Annotated in this window: 25 protein-coding genes; 17 read left to right on the top strand and 8 right to left on the bottom strand. The window is 66.9% G+C overall.

Features of this window, described 5'->3' with window-relative positions; translation table 11 throughout:
• The first annotated feature begins 34 nt into the window (after nucleotides 1–34).
• From FOA17_RS03165 to FOA17_RS03140, 6 genes are all read left to right on the top strand, one after another.
• The gene (locus FOA17_RS03165) at nucleotides 35–1,294 is read left to right on the top strand and encodes an HlyD family type I secretion periplasmic adaptor subunit (RefSeq protein WP_238991735.1); all 1,260 of its coding nucleotides are present in this window, start codon (nucleotides 35–37) and stop codon (nucleotides 1,292–1,294) included.
• An 88-nt stretch (nucleotides 1,295–1,382) separates the two neighbouring features.
• A complete protein-coding gene (locus FOA17_RS03160; RefSeq protein ID WP_149140037.1) occupies nucleotides 1,383–1,853 on the top strand; it encodes a RidA family protein in 471 nt (156 codons plus the stop codon).
• A complete protein-coding gene (locus FOA17_RS03155) occupies nucleotides 1,853–2,626 on the top strand; it encodes a glycerophosphodiester phosphodiesterase family protein (RefSeq protein WP_149140036.1) in 774 nt (257 codons plus the stop codon). Before FOA17_RS03160 ends, FOA17_RS03155 begins: the two co-directional genes overlap by 1 nt.
• A gap of 35 nt (nucleotides 2,627–2,661) precedes the next feature.
• Nucleotides 2,662–3,813 carry a GNAT family N-acetyltransferase gene (locus tag FOA17_RS03150; RefSeq protein ID WP_149140035.1) on the top strand — a complete coding sequence of 384 codons (1,152 nt, stop codon included), beginning with the start codon at nucleotides 2,662–2,664 and terminating at the stop codon, nucleotides 3,811–3,813.
• Nucleotides 3,814–3,856: 43 nt separating this feature from the next.
• Entirely contained in the window at nucleotides 3,857–4,465 is a 609-nt protein-coding gene (locus tag FOA17_RS03145; protein ID WP_149140034.1) for a glutathione S-transferase family protein, read from the top strand.
• Nucleotides 4,462–4,815, top strand: a complete 354-nt coding sequence (locus tag FOA17_RS03140) for a 4a-hydroxytetrahydrobiopterin dehydratase (protein ID WP_149140033.1) — start codon at nucleotides 4,462–4,464, stop codon at nucleotides 4,813–4,815. Before FOA17_RS03145 ends, FOA17_RS03140 begins: the two co-directional genes overlap by 4 nt.
• Nucleotides 4,816–4,851: 36 nt before the next feature.
• On the opposite strand, the gene FOA17_RS03135 is transcribed toward FOA17_RS03140, so the two are convergent.
• Nucleotides 4,852–5,340 carry a peroxiredoxin gene (locus FOA17_RS03135; protein WP_149140032.1) on the bottom strand — a complete coding sequence of 163 codons (489 nt, stop codon included), beginning with the start codon at nucleotides 5,338–5,340 and terminating at the stop codon, nucleotides 4,852–4,854.
• Nucleotides 5,341–5,422: 82 nt separating this feature from the next.
• Here FOA17_RS03135 and FOA17_RS03130 point away from each other — a divergent pair, with 82 nt between their 5' ends.
• From FOA17_RS03130 to FOA17_RS03085, 10 genes are all read left to right on the top strand, one after another.
• Complete coding sequence (locus tag FOA17_RS03130) at nucleotides 5,423–6,625, top strand: NAD(P)/FAD-dependent oxidoreductase (protein ID WP_149140031.1); 1,203 nt, start codon at nucleotides 5,423–5,425, stop codon at nucleotides 6,623–6,625.
• Nucleotides 6,622–7,191: a 16S rRNA (guanine(966)-N(2))-methyltransferase RsmD gene (gene rsmD, locus FOA17_RS03125; RefSeq protein ID WP_149140030.1), complete on the top strand. Its 570-nt coding sequence runs from the start codon at nucleotides 6,622–6,624 to the stop codon at nucleotides 7,189–7,191. Before FOA17_RS03130 ends, rsmD begins: the two co-directional genes overlap by 4 nt.
• Before the next feature lie 6 nt (nucleotides 7,192–7,197).
• Nucleotides 7,198–7,860, top strand: a complete 663-nt coding sequence (locus tag FOA17_RS03120) for an HAD family hydrolase (RefSeq protein ID WP_149140029.1) — start codon at nucleotides 7,198–7,200, stop codon at nucleotides 7,858–7,860.
• 98 nt (nucleotides 7,861–7,958) lie between these two features.
• Complete coding sequence (locus tag FOA17_RS03115) at nucleotides 7,959–8,876, top strand: manganese-dependent inorganic pyrophosphatase (protein WP_149140028.1); 918 nt, start codon at nucleotides 7,959–7,961, stop codon at nucleotides 8,874–8,876.
• A gap of 114 nt (nucleotides 8,877–8,990) precedes the next feature.
• Nucleotides 8,991–9,659: a hypothetical protein gene (locus FOA17_RS03110; RefSeq protein WP_149140027.1), complete on the top strand. Its 669-nt coding sequence runs from the start codon at nucleotides 8,991–8,993 to the stop codon at nucleotides 9,657–9,659.
• 40 nt (nucleotides 9,660–9,699) lie between these two features.
• A complete protein-coding gene (locus FOA17_RS03105; protein WP_149140026.1) occupies nucleotides 9,700–10,581 on the top strand; it encodes a TIGR01459 family HAD-type hydrolase in 882 nt (293 codons plus the stop codon).
• A 116-nt stretch (nucleotides 10,582–10,697) separates the two neighbouring features.
• Nucleotides 10,698–11,141 (top strand): MaoC family dehydratase, encoded by a 444-nt coding sequence (locus FOA17_RS03100; protein ID WP_149140025.1) that lies wholly within the window; start codon nucleotides 10,698–10,700, stop codon nucleotides 11,139–11,141.
• 30 nt (nucleotides 11,142–11,171) lie between these two features.
• Nucleotides 11,172–12,095, top strand: a complete 924-nt coding sequence (locus FOA17_RS03095; RefSeq protein WP_149140024.1) for a bifunctional riboflavin kinase/FAD synthetase — start codon at nucleotides 11,172–11,174, stop codon at nucleotides 12,093–12,095.
• Nucleotides 12,095–12,538 (top strand): YcgN family cysteine cluster protein, encoded by a 444-nt coding sequence (locus FOA17_RS03090; RefSeq protein WP_149140023.1) that lies wholly within the window; start codon nucleotides 12,095–12,097, stop codon nucleotides 12,536–12,538. The genes FOA17_RS03095 and FOA17_RS03090 overlap by 1 nt, the downstream gene beginning before the upstream one ends.
• 1 nt (nucleotide 12,539) lies before the next feature.
• Complete coding sequence (locus FOA17_RS03085) at nucleotides 12,540–13,559, top strand: threonine aldolase family protein (RefSeq protein ID WP_149140022.1); 1,020 nt, start codon at nucleotides 12,540–12,542, stop codon at nucleotides 13,557–13,559.
• Here FOA17_RS03085 and FOA17_RS03080 read toward each other — a convergent pair.
• Nucleotides 13,546–14,319 (bottom strand): alpha/beta fold hydrolase, encoded by a 774-nt coding sequence (locus FOA17_RS03080; RefSeq protein WP_162528157.1) that lies wholly within the window; start codon nucleotides 14,317–14,319, stop codon nucleotides 13,546–13,548. The genes FOA17_RS03085 and FOA17_RS03080 overlap by 14 nt on opposite strands.
• Nucleotides 14,316–14,912 carry a 2-hydroxychromene-2-carboxylate isomerase gene (locus FOA17_RS03075; protein WP_149140020.1) on the bottom strand — a complete coding sequence of 199 codons (597 nt, stop codon included), beginning with the start codon at nucleotides 14,910–14,912 and terminating at the stop codon, nucleotides 14,316–14,318. The genes FOA17_RS03080 and FOA17_RS03075 overlap by 4 nt, the downstream gene beginning before the upstream one ends.
• 132 nt (nucleotides 14,913–15,044) lie before the next feature.
• On the opposite strand from FOA17_RS03075, the gene FOA17_RS03070 reads away from it, so the two are divergent.
• A complete protein-coding gene (locus FOA17_RS03070) occupies nucleotides 15,045–16,064 on the top strand; it encodes a ribose-phosphate pyrophosphokinase (RefSeq protein ID WP_149140019.1) in 1,020 nt (339 codons plus the stop codon).
• 51 nt (nucleotides 16,065–16,115) lie between these two features.
• On the opposite strand, the gene FOA17_RS03065 is transcribed toward FOA17_RS03070, so the two are convergent.
• The 5 genes from FOA17_RS03065 to atpA all read right to left on the bottom strand — a co-directional run bounded on the left by FOA17_RS03065 (nucleotide 16,116) and on the right by atpA (nucleotide 20,892).
• A complete protein-coding gene (locus tag FOA17_RS03065; protein ID WP_149140018.1) occupies nucleotides 16,116–16,466 on the bottom strand; it encodes an H-type lectin domain-containing protein in 351 nt (116 codons plus the stop codon).
• 134 nt (nucleotides 16,467–16,600) lie between these two features.
• Nucleotides 16,601–17,002 (bottom strand): F0F1 ATP synthase subunit epsilon, encoded by a 402-nt coding sequence (locus tag FOA17_RS03060; RefSeq protein ID WP_149140017.1) that lies wholly within the window; start codon nucleotides 17,000–17,002, stop codon nucleotides 16,601–16,603.
• 11 nt (nucleotides 17,003–17,013) lie between these two features.
• Nucleotides 17,014–18,438, bottom strand: a complete 1,425-nt coding sequence (atpD, locus tag FOA17_RS03055; RefSeq protein ID WP_149140016.1) for a F0F1 ATP synthase subunit beta — start codon at nucleotides 18,436–18,438, stop codon at nucleotides 17,014–17,016.
• 21 nt (nucleotides 18,439–18,459) lie between these two features.
• Nucleotides 18,460–19,332, bottom strand: coding sequence for a F0F1 ATP synthase subunit gamma (locus FOA17_RS03050; RefSeq protein ID WP_149140015.1), 873 nt, complete (start codon nucleotides 19,330–19,332; stop codon nucleotides 18,460–18,462).
• 21 nt (nucleotides 19,333–19,353) lie between these two features.
• A complete protein-coding gene (atpA, locus tag FOA17_RS03045) occupies nucleotides 19,354–20,892 on the bottom strand; it encodes a F0F1 ATP synthase subunit alpha (protein ID WP_149140014.1) in 1,539 nt (512 codons plus the stop codon).

Below are 20,892 nucleotides of genomic sequence, written 5' to 3'. Positions count from 1 at the left end.
GCCGCGCGGCTGGTCGGCCCGGCGCCATATCCTCATGGGCTATGTCACCATGGCGGTGCTGATCGGCGGTTTCGGGGTCTGGAGCGTGACCTCCAACATCGCCGGCGCCGTTGTCGCCTCGGGTCAGATCGAGGTGGAAAGCCACCGCCAGGTGGTGCAGCACCCCGATGGCGGCGTGGTCGAGGCGATCTTCGTCACCGAAGGCCAGACCGTGAAGGCCGGCGATGTGCTGCTCAAACTGGACGGGGCGACCCGGCGGTCGGAACTGGCCATCGTCGAGGGCCAGTTGTTCGAACTGATGGCCCGCCGCGCCCGGCTGACCGCCGAACGCGACGACCAGACCAGCATCACCTTCCCGCCGGAACTGGTGGAAACCGCCAAGGCCCGGCCCGAGGTCGCCGAACAGATGGAAGGCCAGGTGCATCTTTTTGCCGCCCGGGCCGAGACGCTGGCCAAGCAGACCGCGCAGATGGCCGAACGCCGCGCCCAGATCGAATCCCGCATCCAGGGCGTCGATGCGCAGGCCAAGGCGCTGACGGTGCAGCTTGACCTGATCAACAAGGAACTGGCCGATCAGCAAAGCCTGCTGGACAAGGGGCTGGCCCAGGCCACCCGCGTTCTGGCCCTGCAACGCGAGGCCGCCCGGCTGGAAGGTCAGGTGGGCGAACTTGCCGCCTCGCGCGCGCAGGCCGAGGAAAACATCTCCGAGATTGATCTGGAGGTGCTGCGCCTTGCCGCCGCGCATCGCGAAGAGGCGAACACCCAGTTGCGCGATATCGGCAGCCAGGAGCTTGAGCTGGCCGAACGCCGCCGCGCGCTGACCGAACAGGTCACCCGGCTGGAGATCCGCGCCCCCGTCTCGGGCGTGGTGCTGGGGCTTCAGGTCACCACACCGCGGTCGGTGATCCGCCCCGCCGACCCGGTTCTGTATCTGATCCCGCAGGATCGCCCGCTGGTCATCGCCGCGCAGGTCTCGCCGATCCATGTCGATGAGGTCTATCCCGGGCAGGAGGCCAAGCTGCATTTCTCGGCCTTTTCGTCGCGCACCACGCCGGAACTGACCGGGCATGTCACCGTGGTATCAGCCGATGCGCTGGTCGATCAGCGCACGCAGGCGCCCTATTACCGGATCGAGATCGTGCCCGACCCGGGCGAGCTGACCAAGCTGGGCGGCCAGACCCTGTTGCCGGGCATGCCGGTCGAAAGCTTCATCCGCACCGGCGACCGCACGCCGCTGGCCTATCTGGTGAAGCCCTTCATGGATTACTTCAACCGCGCCTTCCGCGAACAGTGACGCAACTTGCCTGCGCGGCGTCGGGGGCGGCCTTGCCGCCCCTTTCGCTTGCCGCTAGCCTGCCCCCGAACCGTTACAGGAGACCGCCATGTCGAACACCGCCGCCATCGAAGCCCGCCTAGCCGATCTTGGCGTGACGCTCAGCGATCCGCCCAGCCCCGTCGCGAATTATGTGGGCTTTGTCGTCACCGGCAATCTGGTGCATGTCTCGGGGCAGATCAGCGCCGATGCGAATGGCCCGATCAAGGGCAAGCTGGGCGCCGATCTGACCGTGGAACAGGGCGCCGCCGCCGCGCGGGCCTGCGCCATCTCGTTGTTGTCGCAGGTGAAAAAGGCCTGTGACGGCGATCTGGGCCGCGTGGTGCGGCTGGTGAAACTGGGTGGCTTTGTGAATTCCACCCCCGATTTCGTCGATCAGCCCAAGGTCATCAACGGCGCGTCGGATCTGATGGTCGCCGTGCTGGGCGATGCCGGGCGCCATGCCCGCGCCGCCGTCTCGGCCCCGTCGCTGCCGCTGGGCGTGGCGGTAGAGATCGACGCCATTTTCGAGATCGCCTGATGCCCACCGGCCCGGCCCTGCCCGCCGCCTTTCTGGCCGCGCCGCTGGCGCATCGCGCGCTGCATGACCGTGCGCAGGGCCGGCCGGAAAACAGCCGCGCAGCGATCCGCGCGGCCATCGCCGCCGGTTACGGGATCGAGATCGACCTGCAATTGTCGGCCGACGGGCAGGCGATGGTCTTTCACGACGAGGGGCTGGAGCGGCTGACCGCCGCGACCGGCTGGGTCAAGGATCGCAGCGCCGCCGAACTGGGCGCCATCGCCCTGCGCGACAGCGATGAGGGGATCCCGACGCTGGCCGAGGTGCTGGCGATCGTGGCGGGGCGCGTGCCGCTGCTGATCGAGGTCAAGGACCAGATGCTGACGCCGGGGGGCCGCATCGGCCCGCTGGAACAGGCAACGGTGGCGGCCCTGCGCGGCTATGCCGGGCCGGTCGCGCTGATGTCCTTCAACCCCGATGCCGTGGCCGAACTGGCGCGGTTGGCGCCCGATCTGCCGCGCGGCCTGACCACCGGCAGTTTCGATCCGGTCGAATATGCCCCGCTGCCGCCCGATCTCTGCGCCCGCCTGCGCGAGATCCCCGATTATGACCGGGTCGGCGCCGGCTTCATCAGCCATGAAGCCGCCGATCTGAACCGCGCGCGTGTCCTTGCGCTCAAGGCTGCCGGGGCGCGCATCCTGTGCTGGACCATCACCTCGCCCGAGGCCGAGGCCCGCGCCCGCCGCGTGGCCGAGAACATCACCTTCGAGGGTTATCAGGCGCCGCGCACCTGACCGCGCACCGCCTATCGCAATGACCGGGGGGCCGCATGGCCGAGACCACCGCCACACTGGCCGACAGTTTCGCCGACATCCCCGCCGCGGAATGGGATGCGCTGACCGATCCGCGCGACCCGTTCACCACCCATCGCTTTCTGTGGGCGCTGGAAAGTTCCGGCTCGGTCGGGCCCGGCACCGGATGGGAGCCGCACCCCCTGCTGATCCGCCATGACGGCCGGCTGATCGCCGCCGCGCCGCTGTTTGCCAAGGCGCATTCGCAGGGCGAATACATCTTCGATCACGGCTGGGCCGAGGCCTATGAACGCGCGGGCGGGCGCTATTACCCCAAGCTGCAAATCGCCGTGCCCTTTACCCCCGTGACCGGCCCGCGCCTTCTGACCCTGCCGGGCGTTGCGGGGGCCCGCGCCGCCCTGATCGAGGCCGCGCGCGGGGTGATGGACGGCAACGCCCTGTCCTCGCTGCACATCACCTTCTGCACCGCCGAGGAGGCCGCACTTGGCGCCGAGGCCGGGCTGCTGCACCGCGTCACCCAGCAATTCCACTGGGTCAATGACGGCTATGGCAGCTATGACGATTTCCTGGCCACGCTCGCCTCGCGCAAACGCAAGGCGCTGCGCCGCGAACGCCAGATCGCCAATGGCCACGGGCTGCGCATCGAAACCCTGACAGCGGACGCGCTGCGCCCCGATCACTGGGATGCCTTCTGGGATTTCTATCAGGATACCGGCAGTCGCAAATGGGGCCGCCCCTACCTGACCCGCGGTTTTTTCGACGCGCTGCACGCGACCATGCGCGATGACATCCTGCTGGTCATGGCGTTTGACGGCACCCGCCCGGTGGCCGGGGCGCTGAATTTCATCGGGTCCGAGGCGCTGTTCGGCCGCTATTGGGGCTGCGTGGCCGATTACCCCAGCCTGCATTTCGAACTTTGCTACCATCGCGCGATCGACTGGGCGATTGCCCATGGCCTGCGCCGGGTCGAGGCCGGGGCGCAGGGGGAACACAAGCTGGCGCGCGGCTATCTGCCGGTCGAAACCCATTCCCTGCATGCGCTGCGCGATCCGGGCTTTGCCCGTGCGGTGGCCGATTACCTGGACCGCGAACGCGCCGCCATCGGCGAGGAGATCGAGGTCTTGACCGCCTATGGCCCCTTCCGCCGCGGCCCGGTGCAAGACGACTGACAAGCCGCCCGCCCCGTGCCATGCTGGCATTGCAGGAGGCCCGATGAACAAGCTGACCCTTTACACCCACCCGATGTCGCGCGGCCGTATCGCCCGCTGGATGATGGAGGAGCTGGGCCAGCCCTATGACACCGTCCTGCTCGATTATGGCACCACGATGAAAGCGCCCGAATACCTGCGCCTCAACCCGATGGGCAAGGTGCCGACCGTGACCCATGGCGACCGGGTCATCACCGAATGCGCCGCGATCTGCACCTATCTGGCCGATGCCTTTCCTCAGGCCGGGCTGATGCCGGCCGATCGGGCGGCCTTTTACCGCTGGATGTTCTTTGGCGCCGGCCCGCTGGAGGCGGCGGTGGTCAACCGCTCGCTGGGCGTGGAGATCACGGCGGAACAGAAAGGCCGCGTCGGCTATGGTTGTTTCGACGATGTGGTGGCGGCGCTGAAGGGCCAGCTGGCCCAACACGATTTCATCGCCGGCCCCGCCTTTTCGGCGGCGGATGTCTATGTCGGGTCGCAGATCGGCTGGGGGCTGCAATTCGGCACCCTGCCGGCCGAACCGGAATTCGCCGCCTATGCCGCCCGCTTGCGCGACCGCCCCGCCGCCCGGCGCGCCAGCCAGATCGACGACGCGGCCAGAGGCACGCCATGACCCCACGCCTGTCCGACACCGCCCGCGCCGAGGCGCTGACCCAACTGGCCGAAACCGGCTGGCAGCCCGTCACAGGCCGCGACGCGATTCGCAAAGTGCTGAAATTCCGCAACTTTTCTGAGGCGTGGGGCTTCATGTCCCGGCTGGCGCTGGTGGCGGAAAAGCTCAATCACCACCCGGAATGGACCAATGTCTTCAATCTGGTGGACATCACACTGACCACCCATGATTGCGACGGATTGTCGGATCTGGATGTGAAACTGGCCCGCGCCGCGGACCGGCTTTCGGCCGGGGCCGAGACGCTGGGGCCAGAGGATCCGCTGGTCTGCGCCTGCATGAACGGGGGCTGACCCCGGGCGGCGCACCGCCCGGGACAAGGCGCGATCTCAGATCGCGTCCAGCAGCGATTCGCCCGCCGAAACGGTGCATTGGCCGGGGCTGTCCTCGACTTGCAGCACCTTGACCACGCCGTCTTCGGCATAAAGCGCATAGCGCTTGGACCGGTCGATCAGCCCGGCCGGCGGGGCGGAAAATTCCAGCCCGATCGCCTTGGTAAAGCCTGCATCGGCATCGCCCAGCATGGTGATGCCGGCGCCGGTGGCCCCGGTCGCCTCGCCCCAGGCCTTCATCACGAAGGGGTCGTTGACCGACACGCAGATGATTTCATCCACGCCCTTGGCGGCGAACTTGTCGCGGGTGCGGATGAAGCTGGGCACATGGGCGGTGGTGCAGGTGCCGGTATAGGCGCCCGGCAGACCGAAAATCACCACCTTGCGGCCCTTGAGGCGTTCGCCCAGATCCACGGCTTCAGGCCCTGCCTCGCCCATGCGCAGCAGTTTGGCCCCGGGCAGCACCGCCCCCTCAGAAATCGTCATTGTCCATCCCTCGCGCGTTGCGTTTCCACTGCCTCCGGTTATAGGGTCCAGCCCGGTGCAGGACCAGAGGGGGGGCACGGAAATGGCGCATTTCGTGGTGGTAGGGGCCGGGCAGGCCGGCGCGGCCCTGGTGGCGAAGCTGCGTGCCGACGGGTTTGATGGCCGCATCACCCTGATCGGCGACGAACCCGCCCCGCCCTATCAGCGCCCGCCGCTGTCCAAGGCCTATCTGCTGGGCGAGATGGGGCTGGACCGGCTCTATCTCCGCCCCGAGGAATTCTATGCCGACAAGGGCATCACGCTGCGCCTTGGGCAAAAGGTGACGGGCATCGAACCCGCCGCGCGGCAGATCCGGCTGGGCGACGAGGTGCTGGATTATGACGAACTGGCGCTGACCACCGGGTCGGTGCCGCGTCGCCTGCCGGCGGCCATCGGCGGCGATCTGGCGGGCGTCTTTACCGTGCGCACCCTGGCCGATGTGGATGCGATGCGCGCCGAATTCCGTGCCGGCGCCCGCGTCGTCATCATCGGCGGCGGCTATATCGGGCTGGAGGCAGCGGCGGTGGCCGCCAAGCTGGGCCTGATCGTGACCGTGGTCGAAATGGCGCCGCGCATCCTGCAACGGGTGGCCGCGCCCGAAACCGCGGATTACTTCCGCGACCTGCATGCCGCGCATGGCGTGCGCATCCTGGAGGCCACCGGGCTGGAGCGGCTGCTGGCCCGCGATGGCCGCGTCAGCGCCGCCCGTCTGACCTCGGGCGAGGAAATCGCCTGCGATTTCGTGATCGCGGGGGTGGGTATCCTGCCCGTCACCGACCTGGCCGAGGCCGCGGGCTGCGCCCTTGAAAACGGCATCCGCACCGATGCGCAGGGCCGCACCTCGGTTGCCCATATCTGGGCGGCGGGGGATTGCGCCTCGTTCCCGCATGGCGAGGGGCGGTTGCGGCTGGAATCGGTCGGCAATGCCATTGATCAGGCCGAACTGGTGGCCGCCAACATGATGGGTGGCAACGCGGCCTATGCGGCAAAGCCGTGGTTCTGGTCGGACCAATACGAATGCAAGTTGCAGATCGCCGGGCTGAACAGCGGCTATGACCGCATCGTCACCCGGCGCGGCGAGGGCGCGGTGTCCTTCTGGTATTATCAGGGCGACCGGCTGCTGGCGGTGGATGCGATGAACGACCCGCGCGCCTATATGGTGGGCAAGCGGCTGATCGAGGCCGGGCGGTCGCCCGACCCGGCGGCGGTCGAAACCCTGCCCGACCTCAAGGCCCTGCTGAAATGAGGATCATCGGCGGCGCCGCGCGCGGGCTGAAGCTGGCCGATGTCGGCGAGGGCGACCCCGAGGCGCATCTGCGCCCGACCTCGGACCGCGTGCGCGAGGCGATCTTCAACCTGCTGGTCAATGGCCGGGTGGCGCAATCGGGCGATCCGGTGGGGGGCGCCCGGGTGCTGGATCTGTTCGCCGGCACCGGCGCGCTTGGGCTGGAGGCGCTGAGCCGGGGCGCCGCGCGGGTGGCCTTTGTCGATGACGGGACGGCGGCGCGGGCGCTGTTGCGGCGCAATATCGAGTTGATGCGCGCCATGGGCGCGACCGATGTCTGGCGCCGCGACGCAACCCGGATGGGCCCCAATCGCGGCTCGGCCTATACGCTGGTCTTTCTGGACCCGCCCTATGGCAAGGGCCTGGGCGAACGGGCGCTTGCCTCTTGCATCGAAGGCGGCTGGCTGGCCCCCGGCGCCCTGATCGTGTGGGAGGAAAGCACGCCGCCCGCCCTGCCCGAAGGCTTTGACCTCATCGACCAGCGCAGCTATGGCGGCACGGTGATCACCCTTGCCCGAAAGCGCTGACCCGTCATGACCCTGCCCCCCGCCCGTCCCGCCGCCGTGCTGTTCGATTGCGATGGCGTCGTGGTGGACAGCGAACCCGCCACCTTTGAATTGCTGGCCGAGGATCTGGCCGCGCGCGGGCTGGTCATGACCCATGCCGAGATGGAGCGCCGCTTTCTGGGCGGCACGATCGAGCGTTGCGGCCGCATCGCCGCCGAACTGGGCGCCGATATTCCCGAAGACTGGGTCGAAGGTTTTTATCAGGCGCTCTATGCCCGGCTGGCGGCGGGCACCGCGCTGATCCCGGGCGTGATGGCAGTGTTTGACGCACTGGACGCGGCCCGGATCCCCTATGCGATCGGGTCGAACGGCACCGCACACAAGATGGAGGTGACGCTGGGCCAGCACCCCGATCTGGCGGCACGGCTGGGGGGGCATGTCTATTCCGGTCGCGATCTGGATATGCTGAAACCGGCGCCCGATCTCTATCTGCACGCGGCTGCGCAACTGGGCGCGCCCCCCGCGCAATGCGTGGTGATCGAGGACAGCCCGACCGGCGCGCGGGCGGCGCGGGCGGCGGGCATGCGCTGCCTTGGCTTTGCCACCCCGGCAACCGAGGCCGCCCTGCGCGCCGAAGGGGCCGAACCCTTTGCCGACATGGCCGCGCTGCCGGGTCTGCTGGGCCTCTGACCCTGCGGCCCGGGGCCACGGCCACGCAGCCGTGACAAAGCCGGTTTCCTTGCCTATAACGCGCGCGAACCCTTCACGCCCTGCCCGAGAGAGCAATCATGATCAAGGTCTTCGGCCATAAATCCCCCGACACCGATTCCACCGGCTCGCCCATTGCCTGGGCCTGGTATCTGACCGAAGTGAAAGGCACCCCGGCCCAGGCCGTGCTGCTGGGTGAACCCAATACCGAAGCCGCCTTCATGCTGAAACATTGGGGCCTGGAAAAGCCCGCCATCATCGCCGATGTCGCCGCCGGCGACGAAGTGGTGATCGTGGACACCAACAACCCGGCGGAGCTGGTGCCCTCGATCAATGACGCGAAGATCCTCGGCATCATCGACCATCACATGCTGGTGGGCGGGCTGAAGACCAAGACGCCGATCGACATCACCATCCGCCCGCTGGCCTGCACCGCCACGCTGATGTTCGACCTGATGGGCGAGGCCGTGGACCGTGCGCCGCGTGGCGTGAAAGGCGCGATGCTGTCCTGCATCCTGTCCGACACGCTGGAATTCCGCAGCCCGACCACCACCGACCATGACCGCGCCGTGGCCGAGAAACTGGCCGCCGATCTGGGCGTGTCGATCCCGGAATTCGCCGCCGCCCTGTTCGAGGCGAAATCCGATGTCTCGGCCTTTTCGGATGTGGAATTGCTGCGGATGGACAGCAAGGAATACAACGTCGCCGGCAAGGAATTGCGGGTGTCGGTGCTGGAAACCACCGCGCCCAAGCTGCTGCTGGACCGCAAGGCCAGCCTGATGGCCGCGATGCCGGGCGTGGCGCAGGAAGACGGCGCCGATCAGGTATTGCTGTTCGTCGTGGATATCCTGCGCGAAGAAGCGACGCTGCTGGTGCCCAACGATCTGGTGAAGCAACTGGCCGAAGCCAGCTTTGGCGTCAGCGTCAGCGGCGACAGCGTGGTTCTGCCGGGCGTGATGAGCCGCAAGAAGCAGATCATCCCCTCGCTGAAACTGTAAGCCGCGCGCCTTTGGCGACCGCCGGAGGGGTTTTGCACCCCTCCGGACCTCCCCGCAGGATATTTTTGAACAGATGAAGGCAGAGACGAGGGTCTGTGCCGGGGGTCGGCGGATATGGATGTGACGCGCAAGGCCGGTCTGGCGGCGGCGATCCTGGTATTGCTGGGTCTGGGCGGCGATACGCTGGGCCTTGTGCGGGTGGGCGCGCCGCTCTGGCTGAGCGGGCCGGCGCTGGCGCTGCCGGTGCTGCCCCTGCTGGGCGCGGTCTGGCCGCGGCGGGCGGCGGGCTTGGCGACGCTGAGCGGGGTTCTGGCGCTGCCGCTGCTGGTTGCCGCGGGCCTTGCCGGGCCGGGGCTGCCATTCTTGTTCCTGTTCCTGCTGGGCTGTCTGGCCGCGATCTGGGCACAGACCGGGGTGCGGCTGCGGCGCGCGGCGCTGCTGATCGCCTGCGCGATCGGCCTGTGGTCGCTGGCCGGCCTGGGCGCGGCATTGATCCAGATCCGCCAGCTGAGCGCGGGGGCGCCCTGGTGTGTCGCGCGGCAGGGGATGTTTACCGCCCGCCTGTCCGACCTGCGCGCGGCCGCGCTGTTCACCACCGCCACCGGGTTCAAGGACAGCAGCCGCTGGTATTTCCATGGCGTGCTGCGGACGCCAGACCGGGTCTGGATCTGGTCGCCGCGCGGGCTGCGCTTTGACCCGCTGCCCGATGCGGGACGGATGGCCGTCGATCCGCGTCTGGCCTGTGATCCCGTGCCGGGGCGGCTGGTCCCGCCGCTGTTTTGAGGCTATCAAGGCGCCCTGTCCCCTTGCCACAGGTGCCCCCATGACCGAACTGATCACCGGCCTTGCGCAAATCTCCGGCCGCTATCGCGCGGTGTTCTGCGATCTCTGGGGGTGTCTGCACAATGGCAAGACCGCCTTTCCGGCGGCCGTTGCGGCGTTGCGGGCCTTTCGCGCGCAGGGTGGCATCGTGGTGCTGATGACCAACGCGCCGCGGCCCTTCGGTTCGGTGGCGGCGCAATTGGCGCGGATCGGTGTGCCGGATGATTGCCATGACCTGATCGTGTCCTCGGGCGATGCCGCGCAGCAGGCGTTGGTCAGTGGCGCCGTCGGCCGCCGCGTGGCCTTTATCGGCGCCGAGAAGGACATGCCCTTCTTCACCGACCTGCCGCCCGAATTGCAGGGCCGCGAACCGATCAGCTTTGTGCCGATGGCCGAGGCCGAGGGCATCGTCTGCACCGGCCTGCGCGATGACCTGACCGAGACGCCCGAGGACTATCGCGGCGAATTGCTGCTGGGCAAGACGCGCGGCCTGACCATGCTCTGTGCCAATCCCGATATCGTGGTGGATATGGGCGAAAAGCGGGTCTATTGCGCCGGCGCCCTGGCCCAGGCCTATGAGGAGCGCGGCGGCGAGGTGCTGTATTTCGGCAAGCCGCATCCGCCGATCTATGACCTGGCCCGCCGCAAGCTGGCCGAACGGTTCGAGCCGGTCGGCAATGACGAGATCCTGTGTATCGGCGATGGTCCCTGGACCGATATTCTGGGCGGCCAGAATGAGGGGATGGACACGCTGTTCATCACGGGCGGCATTGCGGCGCACCATTTCGGCCCCGATACCGAGCGCCCCGCCCCCGCCCTGCTGGAGGCCTGGCTGGCCGAACAGGGTCTGGCGCCGACCTGTGCAATGGCGAAACTGGCGTAACGCGCAAGCAACAAAGTTACACCTTTCGTCGCAGCAGCGTTAAAATCTTGCGCAGCCGATTGCGCCGCAATGCAGCATTTGCTATATTGCAGCGCAGAAACCGGAGGAATCGCGAGATGCTGGACAACATGCCGCGCGGGACGATCTGTATCGAAGACATCGAAATCGGGATGAGCCGCCATCTGCGGAAGACGGTCACCGATCGCGACATCGAACTGTTTGCCGAGGTCTCGACCGACCGCAATCCGGTGCATCTGGATGATGCCTATGCGCAGGACACCATCTTTCAGGGGCGCATCGCGCATGGGATGCTGACCGCCGGGCTGATCTCGGCGGTGATTGGGGAACAATTGCCCGGCCATGGCACGGTCTATCTGGGCCAGAGCCTGAAATTCATGGCCCCCGTGCGCCCCGGCGATACGGTCTATGCCGAGGTCAAGGTGACCGCGATCGACCATGCCAAACGCCGCGTGACCCTTGAAACCCACTGCGCCGTGGGACATACCGTGGTGCTGAAGGGCGAGGCGCTGGTTCTGGCACCAAGCCGCAAGTTCGACTGACCGGGGGCCGCGCCCCCTGCACGGGGCCGCATGAAGATCATCTCGCACTGGCATGGGGTTGATGCCGCCGACCGGGGCGCCTCGGTTGCCATGGGCAATTTCGATGGCGTGCATCTGGGCCACCGCTCGGTGATCGAGGCCGCGGCGGCGGCGGGGCCGCTGGGCGTGCTGACCTTCGAGCCGCATCCGCGCGAATATTTCGCCCCCGACGCGCCGCCCTTTCGGTTGATGAATGCCGAGGCGCGCGCCAACCGTCTGGCCAAGCTGGGGGTGGAGCGGCTGTTCGAACTGCCTTTCGGCCCCGAAATGGCCGGTTTCACCCCCGAGGAATTCGCCCGTATCGTGCTGGCCGAGGGGCTGGGCGTGGCCCATGTCACCGTCGGGCGCGATTTCTGCTTTGGCAAGGGGCGCAAGGGCACGGTGGACGACCTGCAATCGCTGGGCGCGCAGCTGGGTTTTGGCGTTACCGTCGCGCCGCTTTTGCGGGTGGGCGGCAAGGAGATCTCGTCCACCGCGATCCGCAACGCGCTGAGCGAGGGGCGCGCCCGCGATGCCGCCACCATGCTGGGCCACCTGCACCGGATTGAGGGCGCGGTGCTGCATGGCGAAAAGCGCGGCCGCGAACTGGGCTTTCCGACCGCGAACATGAGCGTGGCGGGCCTGCATCTGCCACGATTGGGCGTCTATGCGGTGAAGGTGGATGTGCTGACCGGCCCGCATCAGGGCAGCTATGGCGGCGCGGCCAGCCTGGGCGTGCGCCCGATGTTCGGCGAGAACACCCCGAACCTGGAAACCTTCCTGTTCGACTTTTCCGGCGATCTGTACGGCCAGCACCTGTCGGTCGCATTGGTCGATTACCTGCGCCCCGAGATGCGCTTTGACGGCCTGCCCGCGCTGGTCGCGCAGATGCAGGCCGATTGCGACCGCGCCCGCAGCATTCTGGCGGACGCGTGATGCGCCCGCGTTTCTGGGAAACCGTCAAGCTCGACAAGATGACCCCCGAGGAATGGGAGGCGCTTTGCGATGGCTGCGGCAAGTGCTGTCTGAACAAGATCGAATATGAGGATACCGGCGAGGTGGAATTCACCCGCGTCGCCTGCCGCCTGCTGGATGGCGAGACCTGCCGCTGCACGCAATACCCGATCCGCAAGCAATTCGTGCCCGATTGCGTCAGCCTGACGCCCAAGCGCCTGCCCGAGGTCGCCTATTGGATGCCGCAGACCTGCGCCTATCGGCTGCTTTTCGAAGGCAAGCCGCTGTTCGACTGGCATCCGCTGGTTTCGGGCGACCCGGAAACGGTCCATAGCGCCGGCGTCTCGGTCCGCGGCTGGACCGTGCCGGAATTCGAGGTCAGCGAAGACGACTGGGACGATTACATCATCGAAGGCGGGTTGTGACATGTGGTTCACCTCGGACAATGCCGCCCCGGTGCCGCCTGCGGTTCTGGCCGCCCTGGCCCGGGCGAATGAGGGCTTTACCCCCGGCTATGGCGCCGACGCGCTGACCCTTCAGGTGCAGGATCGCCTGCGCCATCTGTTCGAGGCGCCCGAGGCCGTGGTGCATCTGGTGACCACCGGCACGGCGGCCAATGCGCTGGCGCTTGGCACGCTTTGCCCGCCCTGGGGCGCGGTGTTCTGCCAGACCGAGGCGCATGTCGCGGTGGATGAATGCGGCGCGCCGGAGTTTTTCACCCATGGCGCCAAGCTGGTGCTGGTCGATGGGCCGCAGGGCCGCATGTCGCCCGAGGCGCTGCGCGCCACCATCGCCGCCAGCGGCCAGAGCCTGCACAATGTGCAGCGCGGCGCGGTGTCGATCACAAATGTGACCGAGGCCGGCACCGTCCATTCCGCCGCCGAAACCGCCTTGCTTTGCGCGGTGGCGCGGGATTTCGGCCTGCCGGTGCATCTGGATGGCGCGCGGTTCTGCAATGCCGTCGCCGCGACCGGCGCCACGCCCGCCGCGCTGACCTGGCGGGCGGGGGTCGATGTGCTGTCCTTTGGCGGCACCAAGAACGGGCTGATGGGGGTCGAGGCGGTGATCTTCTTCGACCCCGCAAAGGCCCGGGAATTCGAGCTGCGCCGCAAGCGTGGCGGGCATCTTCTGTCCAAGGGCCGCTATCTGGCGGCGCAGATGCTGGCCATGCTGGAGGATCACCGCTGGCTGGACTGGGCCGCCCATGCCAATGGCATGGCGGCACGGCTGGCGCATGGGCTGGCGGCCAAAGGCATCGCCCTGCGCCATCCGGTCGAGGCGAATATCCTGTTTCCGATCTGGCCCGAGGGGCAATCCGCCCGTCTCCGCGCCGCGGGCGCCGCCTTTTACGACATGCCCGCCCCCGCCGGGCATGAGGGCGCGCGGCTGGTCACAAGCTGGGCCACGACCGAGTCCGAGGTCGCGGCCTTCCTCAAGCTGTTCTGAGAAAATCCGCCATCGCGGCGGCCACCTCGCCCGGATGGGTGATCGGCACCATATGCGCGGCACCGGGCACCACGACCCGCCGCACCTGCGGCAAGCGTGCCGCCAGCGCCTGCTGGATGCCGGCGATCACCGGCGGGCTGTCTGCACCTTCGACCAGCAGCACCGGCAGGGCCAATGCCTCCAGCCGCCCGGGCGTGACAAGCCCGGGGCGATCGTCCAGCAGGACCGGGTTCTGCGCCCGCACCAGCGGCATACGGTCGCTCATGTAGCGGCGCTGCAAGGCCGGCAGGCGGTCGAAGGCGCCCTGCCCCCAGACACCATGGAACAGCGCCGCCGCCCCGGCCGGGTCGGCATCCATCGCGGCATCGACCGCGCCATAGCCCAGGGCAAAGGCATCATAGGCCGCGCTGCCCCGCAGGATCGAGAACAGAACCGGCTCGATCAGCGTCAGGCTGCGCACCAGCGCGGGCCGTTCCAGCGCGATCCGCAGCGCAACCGTGCCGCCAAAGCTGTGGCCGATCAGATCGACCGGCGGCCCGGCCTGCGCGATGGCGGCAAGGCCGATGGCCACCGCCGCATCATGCAGATCCTGCCCCGGGGCCAGCGGCGGGGCATGGCCATGCCCCGGCAGATCGGGCGCGGTCAGCGCCAGTTGCGGCAGGGCCGCGGCCAGCCCCGACCAGGCCCCTGCATGGGCCAGCGAGCAATGCAGCGCCACCGCCGCCCGCCCGCCGGCATGCCATTGACGATAGCCGCTCACAGCTTGCCAGACAGATGCAGATCCAGATCCTCGATCCGATCCTGGCCCCAGAACAGCTGATCGCCGGTAATGTAGAACGGCACGCCAAAGGCACCCCGGCTGACCGCCTCTTCCAGGTTCACGCCATAGGTTTCGGCGGCGGCCAGCAGCCCCCGATCCGCGATCGCCGGATCAAACCCCGCCGCCGCAAGACAATCGCGGATCACCGCATCATCCGCGATATCGCGGTTCTCGGCCCAGCAGGCGCGCGCCAGACCATGCGCCAGCGCGCCCAGATCGCCACCGCCCGCCGCCTGCGCGGCAATGATCGCATAGCCCGAGGGCGCCGGGTTCACCGGCCAGAAGGCCGGATGAAGCTGAAGCGGCAGGCGCCGCTTGCGCGATTGCCGCGTCAACTCTTGCAGACGATAGGCCTTGCGGCTCTCATGGCGCTGCGCCAGCGGCTGCCCGCCGGTCCGCGCGAAAAGCTGCGCCGGGTCCAGCGGCCGATAGGTGATCGTCGCGCCGTGGCGCCGCGCCACCTCCTCCAGCCTTTGCCCTGCCAGATAGACATAGGGCGACACAGCGGAGAAAAAATAGTCGATATGTGCCATGGCAGGCCCTTTCCTGTTGCGCTCGCGGTTTGCGGAGACCCTAACCCGGTGCTAAGCGGTGTCAACGTCCCCGGGGCCGAGCGAATCCCGCGGGCGTCTCCACGGCCCCACGGATGACAGGACGAGAGAGAGATGGCTGCCATGACCGAACCGAAGCTGATTTCGGGTAACGCGAACCGAAGCCTTGCCAAAAACATCGCGCGGCGCATGTCGATGCATCGCGGCATGCAGGTCGGGCTGGTCGATGCCCGGGTAGAGCGGTTCAACGACGGCGAGATCTTCGTCGAAGTGTTCGAGAATGTGCGCGGCGAGGATATGTATATCGTCCAGCCGACCTCGCGCCCGGCCAATGACAACCTGATGGAACTGTTGATCATCGCCGATGCGCTGCGCCGCTCCTCGGCCGATCGCATCACCGCCGTCATCCCCTATTTCGGCTATGCCCGCCAGGACCGCCGCGCCAAGGCCCGCACGCCGATCAGCGCCAAGCTGGTCGCGAACCTGCTGACCGAAGCCGGCATCGACCGCATCCTGACGCTGGACCTGCACGCCGCGCAGATTCAGGGCTTTTTCGACATTCCGGTGGACAACCTCTATGCCAGCCCGATCTTCGCGCTGGATATCGAACACCATTTCAAGGGCCAGCTGGACGATGTGATGATCGTCTCTCCCGATGTGGGCGGCGTGGCGCGGGCGCGCGAACTGGCCAAGCGGATCAACGCGCCGCTGTCGATCGTGGACAAGCGCCGCGAAAAGGCCGGCGAAGTGGCCGGCATGACGGTGATCGGCGACGTGAAGGGCTATAAATGCATCATCGTCGATGACATCTGCGATACGGCCGGCACGCTGTGCAAGGCCGCCGAGGTGCTGATGGAAAACGGCGCGACCGAGGTCCACAGCTATATCACCCATGGCGTGCTGTCCGGCCCGGCGGTAGAGCGGGTGCAGAATTCGGTGATGAAATCGCTGGTCATCACCGATTCGATCGAACCGACCGAGGCGGTGAAGAACTGCCCCAATATCCGCATCGTGCCGACCGCGCCAATGTTCGCCCAGGCGATCCTGAACACCTGGCATGGCACCAGCGTCTCGTCGCTGTTCGAGACCGATACGCTCGTGCCGATCTATGAAGGCATCTATCAGCGCAGCTGAGCCGCGCACGAATTTTCGACGAAAATTCGGGGCCGCCTTCGGGCGGCCTTTCTATTCCAGCACCCAGTCATCCTCACTGCGCACCGGGCCGATCGCGGTCCAGTCGGCGCGAATGCGGGCGACGCGGGTATCGCCCCAGGTGCGGAAGACGATGTGAAAGCCCTTTTCGGTCACCGCATCGGCGCTGATATCGGCGCGGGAATTGTGCTTGTTGTCCATGTCCCACATGGAAATGCCCACCATGACCACCGGCGGGTCCAGGAACGGTTCCTTGAAGCTGACGATGAACCGGCTTTCGCGCGGGCCCTGGCCCGTCCACATCGAGCCGCCATCCGCGAAATCGCTGAACAGCACGCGACTGCCCTGCTCAATCCCGAAGGAACTGGTCGTGATCCGTTTCATGCGGCCCTCTCCGCGCCGGCAGGCGACTTCGCCCTCATGCGGCCAAGTATGAATCGAAATTTCGGCAAAATTTGGCTCTCAATGCAGAAGGCCCCGGCATGCGCGGGGCCTTCCGTTCGATCAGCGGCGGCGGATCAGTGATGCGCCGCGTCATTGCGCAGGGCGAGCAGATCGTGAACGATCTTCTCGGCCGCATCCTTCTGGTCTGCCGGCGCGATGGCGGCCAGATCACGGGCTTCCTGGACCATGTCGTCCAGGATGGTGCCCGACAGATCCTCGACCGGGATCGCGCGCTCCGCGAGGACGGTCACGCCCGCCGCGGTGATCTCGGCGAAACCGCCGGTCACGGCGAAGGCCTGCGTCCCTTGCGGCGACACCGCCTTGAGGATGCCCGGGCGCAGCGTGGTGATGGTGGCCGCGTGGCCTTCCATCGCCGTCAGGTCGCCGTCGGCCCCCGGGATCTGCACCTCGGTGGCCTGAACGGAAGCGAGCTTCCGTTCGGGCGACACCAGGTCGAATTGCAGGGTGTTGGCCATGCTCAGCCCCCTTACGCCGCGGCTGCGGACAGTTTGGCAGCCTTGGCTTTCACTTCCTCGATGTCACCGACCATGTAGAAGGCGGCTTCCGGCAGGTGGTCGTATTCGCCATTCACCACGGCCTTGAACGACGCGATGGTCTTGTCGAGCGGCACCTGCACGCCATCCGAGCCGGTGAAGACCTTCGCCACGTCGAAGGGCTGCGACAGGAAGCGCTGGATCTTGCGGGCGCGGGCCACGGTCAGCTTGTCCTCTTCCGACAGTTCGTCCATCCCGAGGATGGCGATGATGTCCTGAAGCGACTTGTAGCGCTGAAGGATGCCCTGCACCTGACGGGCCACGTCATAGTGCTCTTGCCCGACGATTTGGGGGTCGAGCATGCGCGAGGTCGAGTCGAGCGGGTCAACGGCCGGGTAGATACCCAGTTCCGAGATCGCGCGCGACAGAACCGTGGTGGCGTCGAGGTGGGCGAACGAGGTCGCCGGCGCCGGGTCGGTCAGGTCGTCGGCCGGAACGTAGATCGCCTGCACCGAGGTGATCGAGCCGTTCTTGGTCGAGGTGATGCGCTCTTGCAGGGCGCCCATGTCGGTGGCCAGCGTCGGCTGATAGCCCACGGCCGAAGGAATACGGCCCAGCAGAGCCGACACTTCCGAACCGGCCTGGGTGAAGCGGAAGATGTTGTCCACGAAGAACAGCACGTCCGTCCCCGACTGGTCGCGGAACTGTTCGGCCAGGGTCAGGCCGGTCAGCGCCACGCGGGCACGGGCCCCCGGGGGTTCGTTCATCTGGCCGTAAACCAGCGCCACTTTCGACGACGACAGATCGTCGATCTTGATGACGCCCGATTCGATCATCTCGTGATAGAGGTCGTTGCCTTCACGGGTCCGCTCGCCCACACCGGCGAAGACCGAGAAGCCCGAGTGCACCTTGGCGATGTTGTTGATCAGTTCCATGATGAGAACCGTCTTGCCCACGCCGGCGCCGCCGAACAGGCCGATCTTGCCGCCCTTGGCATAGGGCGCCAGCAGGTCGATCACCTTGATGCCGGTCACCAGAACCTGGCTGTCGGTCGCCTGTTCGGCGAATTCCGGGGCCTTCTGGTGGATGGCGCGCTTTTCGGTCGCGATGACCGGGCCCTTTTCGTCCACCGGCTCGCCGATGACGTTCAGGATGCGGCCCAGGGTCGCGTCGCCCACCGGCACCGAGATCGGCGCGCCGGTATCCGTCACCTTGGCGCCACGGACCAGACCTTCGGTCGCGTCCATCGCGATGGTGCGGACGGTGTTTTCACCCAGATGCTGGGCGACTTCCAGAACCAGCGGCTTGCCGTTGTTCTCGGTTTCGAGGGCGTTCAGAATGGCCGGCAGGGCGCCATCGAACTGAACGTCCACAACGGCGCCGATGACCTGCGTCACTTTGCCTTGTGCTTGTGCCATGTCGTTTCTCCGTTCGGGTCGTCAGAGCGCCTCGGCGCCCGAGATGATTTCGATAAGCTCTTTGGTGATCGCGGCCTGACGGCTCCGGTTATACTGGATCGTCAGTTTGTTGATCATGTCGCCCGCGTTGCGGGTCGCATTGTCCATCGCGCTCATCCGGGCACCCTGTTCGGACGCCCCGTTTTCCAGAAGTGCGGTGAAGATCTGGGTCGCCACGCCACGCGGCAGCAGATCGGCCAGAATGGCCTCCTCGCTGGGCTCGTAATCGTAGAGCGCCGCGCTGTCGGCCGCAGTTTCAACCGGCTGGGCCGGAATGATCTGCTGCGCCGTCGGCACCTGGCTGATGACCGACTGGAAGCGGTTGAAGAAGATCGTCGCGATGTCGAATTCGCCGGCCTCGTAACGGGCCAGGATATCGCGGGCGATCTCATGCGCATTGGCATAGCCCACGCGCTTCACTTCCGACAGGTCAACGTGACCCACGAACTTGTCGCCAAGATCGCGGCGCAGCTGTTCGCGGCCCTTCTTGCCGACGGTGAGGATCTTCACGGTCTTGCCTTGCGCCAGCAGCTCATTCGCACGGGCGCGGGCAAGCCGCACGATCGTGGTGTTGAAGCCGCCGCAAAGGCCGCGTTCCGCCGTCATCACGACCAGAAGATGCACCTGATCGCGGCCCGTCCCGGCCAGAAGCCGGGGCGCGCCATCCGAACCGCCGACCGACGCCGCCAGCCCCGCGATGACCGCATTCATGCGGTCAGCATAGGGGCGCGCGGCCTCGGCAGCCTCTTGCGCGCGGCGCAGTTTCGCCGCGGCCACCATCTGCATGGCCTTCGTGATCTTCCGCGTGTTCTTGACGCTTCCGATCCGGTTTTTGAGGTCCTTAAGGCTGGGCATATCCCTGTCCTTTCAGGCCGCTCAAGCGAAGGTCTTGGCGAAATCGGCGATCGCGTCTTTCAGCTTCTGCTCATCCGCGCCCTTGATCTTCGGGTCGGCGGTGGTCAGCCAGTCCAGGATGTCCTTGCGCTGGCCGCGCAGGTAGGACAGCAGCCCGGCTTCGAACCGGCCCACATCCTTCACCGCCACCTTGTCGAGGAAGCCCGCGGTGCCGGCATAGATCACGCAGACGATTTCCGCGTTGGTCAGCGGCGAATATTGCGGCTGCTTCATCAGCTCGGTCAGGCGCGCACCGCGGTTCAGCAGCGCTTGCGTCGCGGCGTCGAGGTCCGAACCGAACTGGGCAAAGGCCGCCATCTCGCGGTATTGCGCCAGCGACAGTTTCACCGGGCCGGCCACGGTCTTCATGGCGTTGGTCTGCGCCGACGAACCCACGCGCGACACCGACAGACCGGTGTTCACGGCCGGGCGGATGCCCTGGTAGAACAGTTCGGTTTCCAGGAAGATCTGGCCGTCGGTGATCGAGATCACGTTGGTCGGAATGAAGGCCGACACGTCGCCGCCCTGGGTTTCGATGATCGGCAGCGCGGTCAGCGAGCCGGCGCCGAAATCCTCGTTCAGCTTGGCCGAACGCTCCAGCAGACGCGAGTGGAGATAGAACACGTCGCCCGGATAGGCTTCACGCCCCGGCGGACGGCGCAGCAGCAGCGACATCTGACGGTAGGACACGGCCTGCTTCGACAGGTCATCATAGATGATCAGGGCGTGACGGCCGTTGTCGCGGAAATATTCCGCCATGGCGGTCGCCGAATAGGGCGCCAGGAACTGCATCGGCGCCGGGTCCGAGGCGGTCGCGGCCACGACGATCGTGTATTCGATCGCGCCGGTTTCTTCCAGCTTCTTCACCAGCTGCGCCACGGTCGAACGCTTCTGGCCGACGGCGACGTAGATGCAGTAGAGCTTTTTCGATTCGTCCGAACCAGCCGCTTCGTTATACGACTTCTGGTTCAGGATCGCGTCCAGCGCCACGGCGGTCTTGCCGGTCTGACGGTCGCCGATGATCAGCTCGCGCTGGCCACGGCCGATCGGGATCATGGCGTCCACGGCCTTGAGGCCGGTGGCCATCGGCTCATGCACCGATTTGCGCGGGATGATGCCCGGGGCCTTGACGTCGGCCACGCGACGCTCGGTCGCGGCGATCGGGCCCTTGCCGTCGATCGGGTTGCCCAGACCATCGACCACGCGGCCCAGCAGGGCCTCGCCCGCCGGCACGTCCACGATGGACTTGGTGCGCTTGACGGTGTCGCCTTCCTTGATGTCCTGGTCGGAACCGAAGATCACGACGCCGACGTTATCGACTTCGAGGTTCAGCGCCATCCCGCGGATGCCGCCGGGGAATTCCACCATTTCGCCGGCCTGGACATTGTCCAGCCCGTGAACGCGCGCAATCCCGTCCCCGACCGACAGCACGCGGCCGACTTCGGCGACAGCGGCGTCCTTGCCGAAGTTCTTGATCTGCTCCTTGAGGATCGCAGAGATCTCAGCAGCCTGGATTCCCAT

Origin of the sequence: Gemmobacter caeruleus (assembly GCF_008271655.1) — a bacterium.
GTDB classification, from domain to species: domain Bacteria; phylum Pseudomonadota; class Alphaproteobacteria; order Rhodobacterales; family Rhodobacteraceae; genus Gemmobacter; species Gemmobacter caeruleus.
Note: the sequence above shows the minus strand (reverse complement) of the source record. Positions and strands in the feature narration are given on the sequence as shown.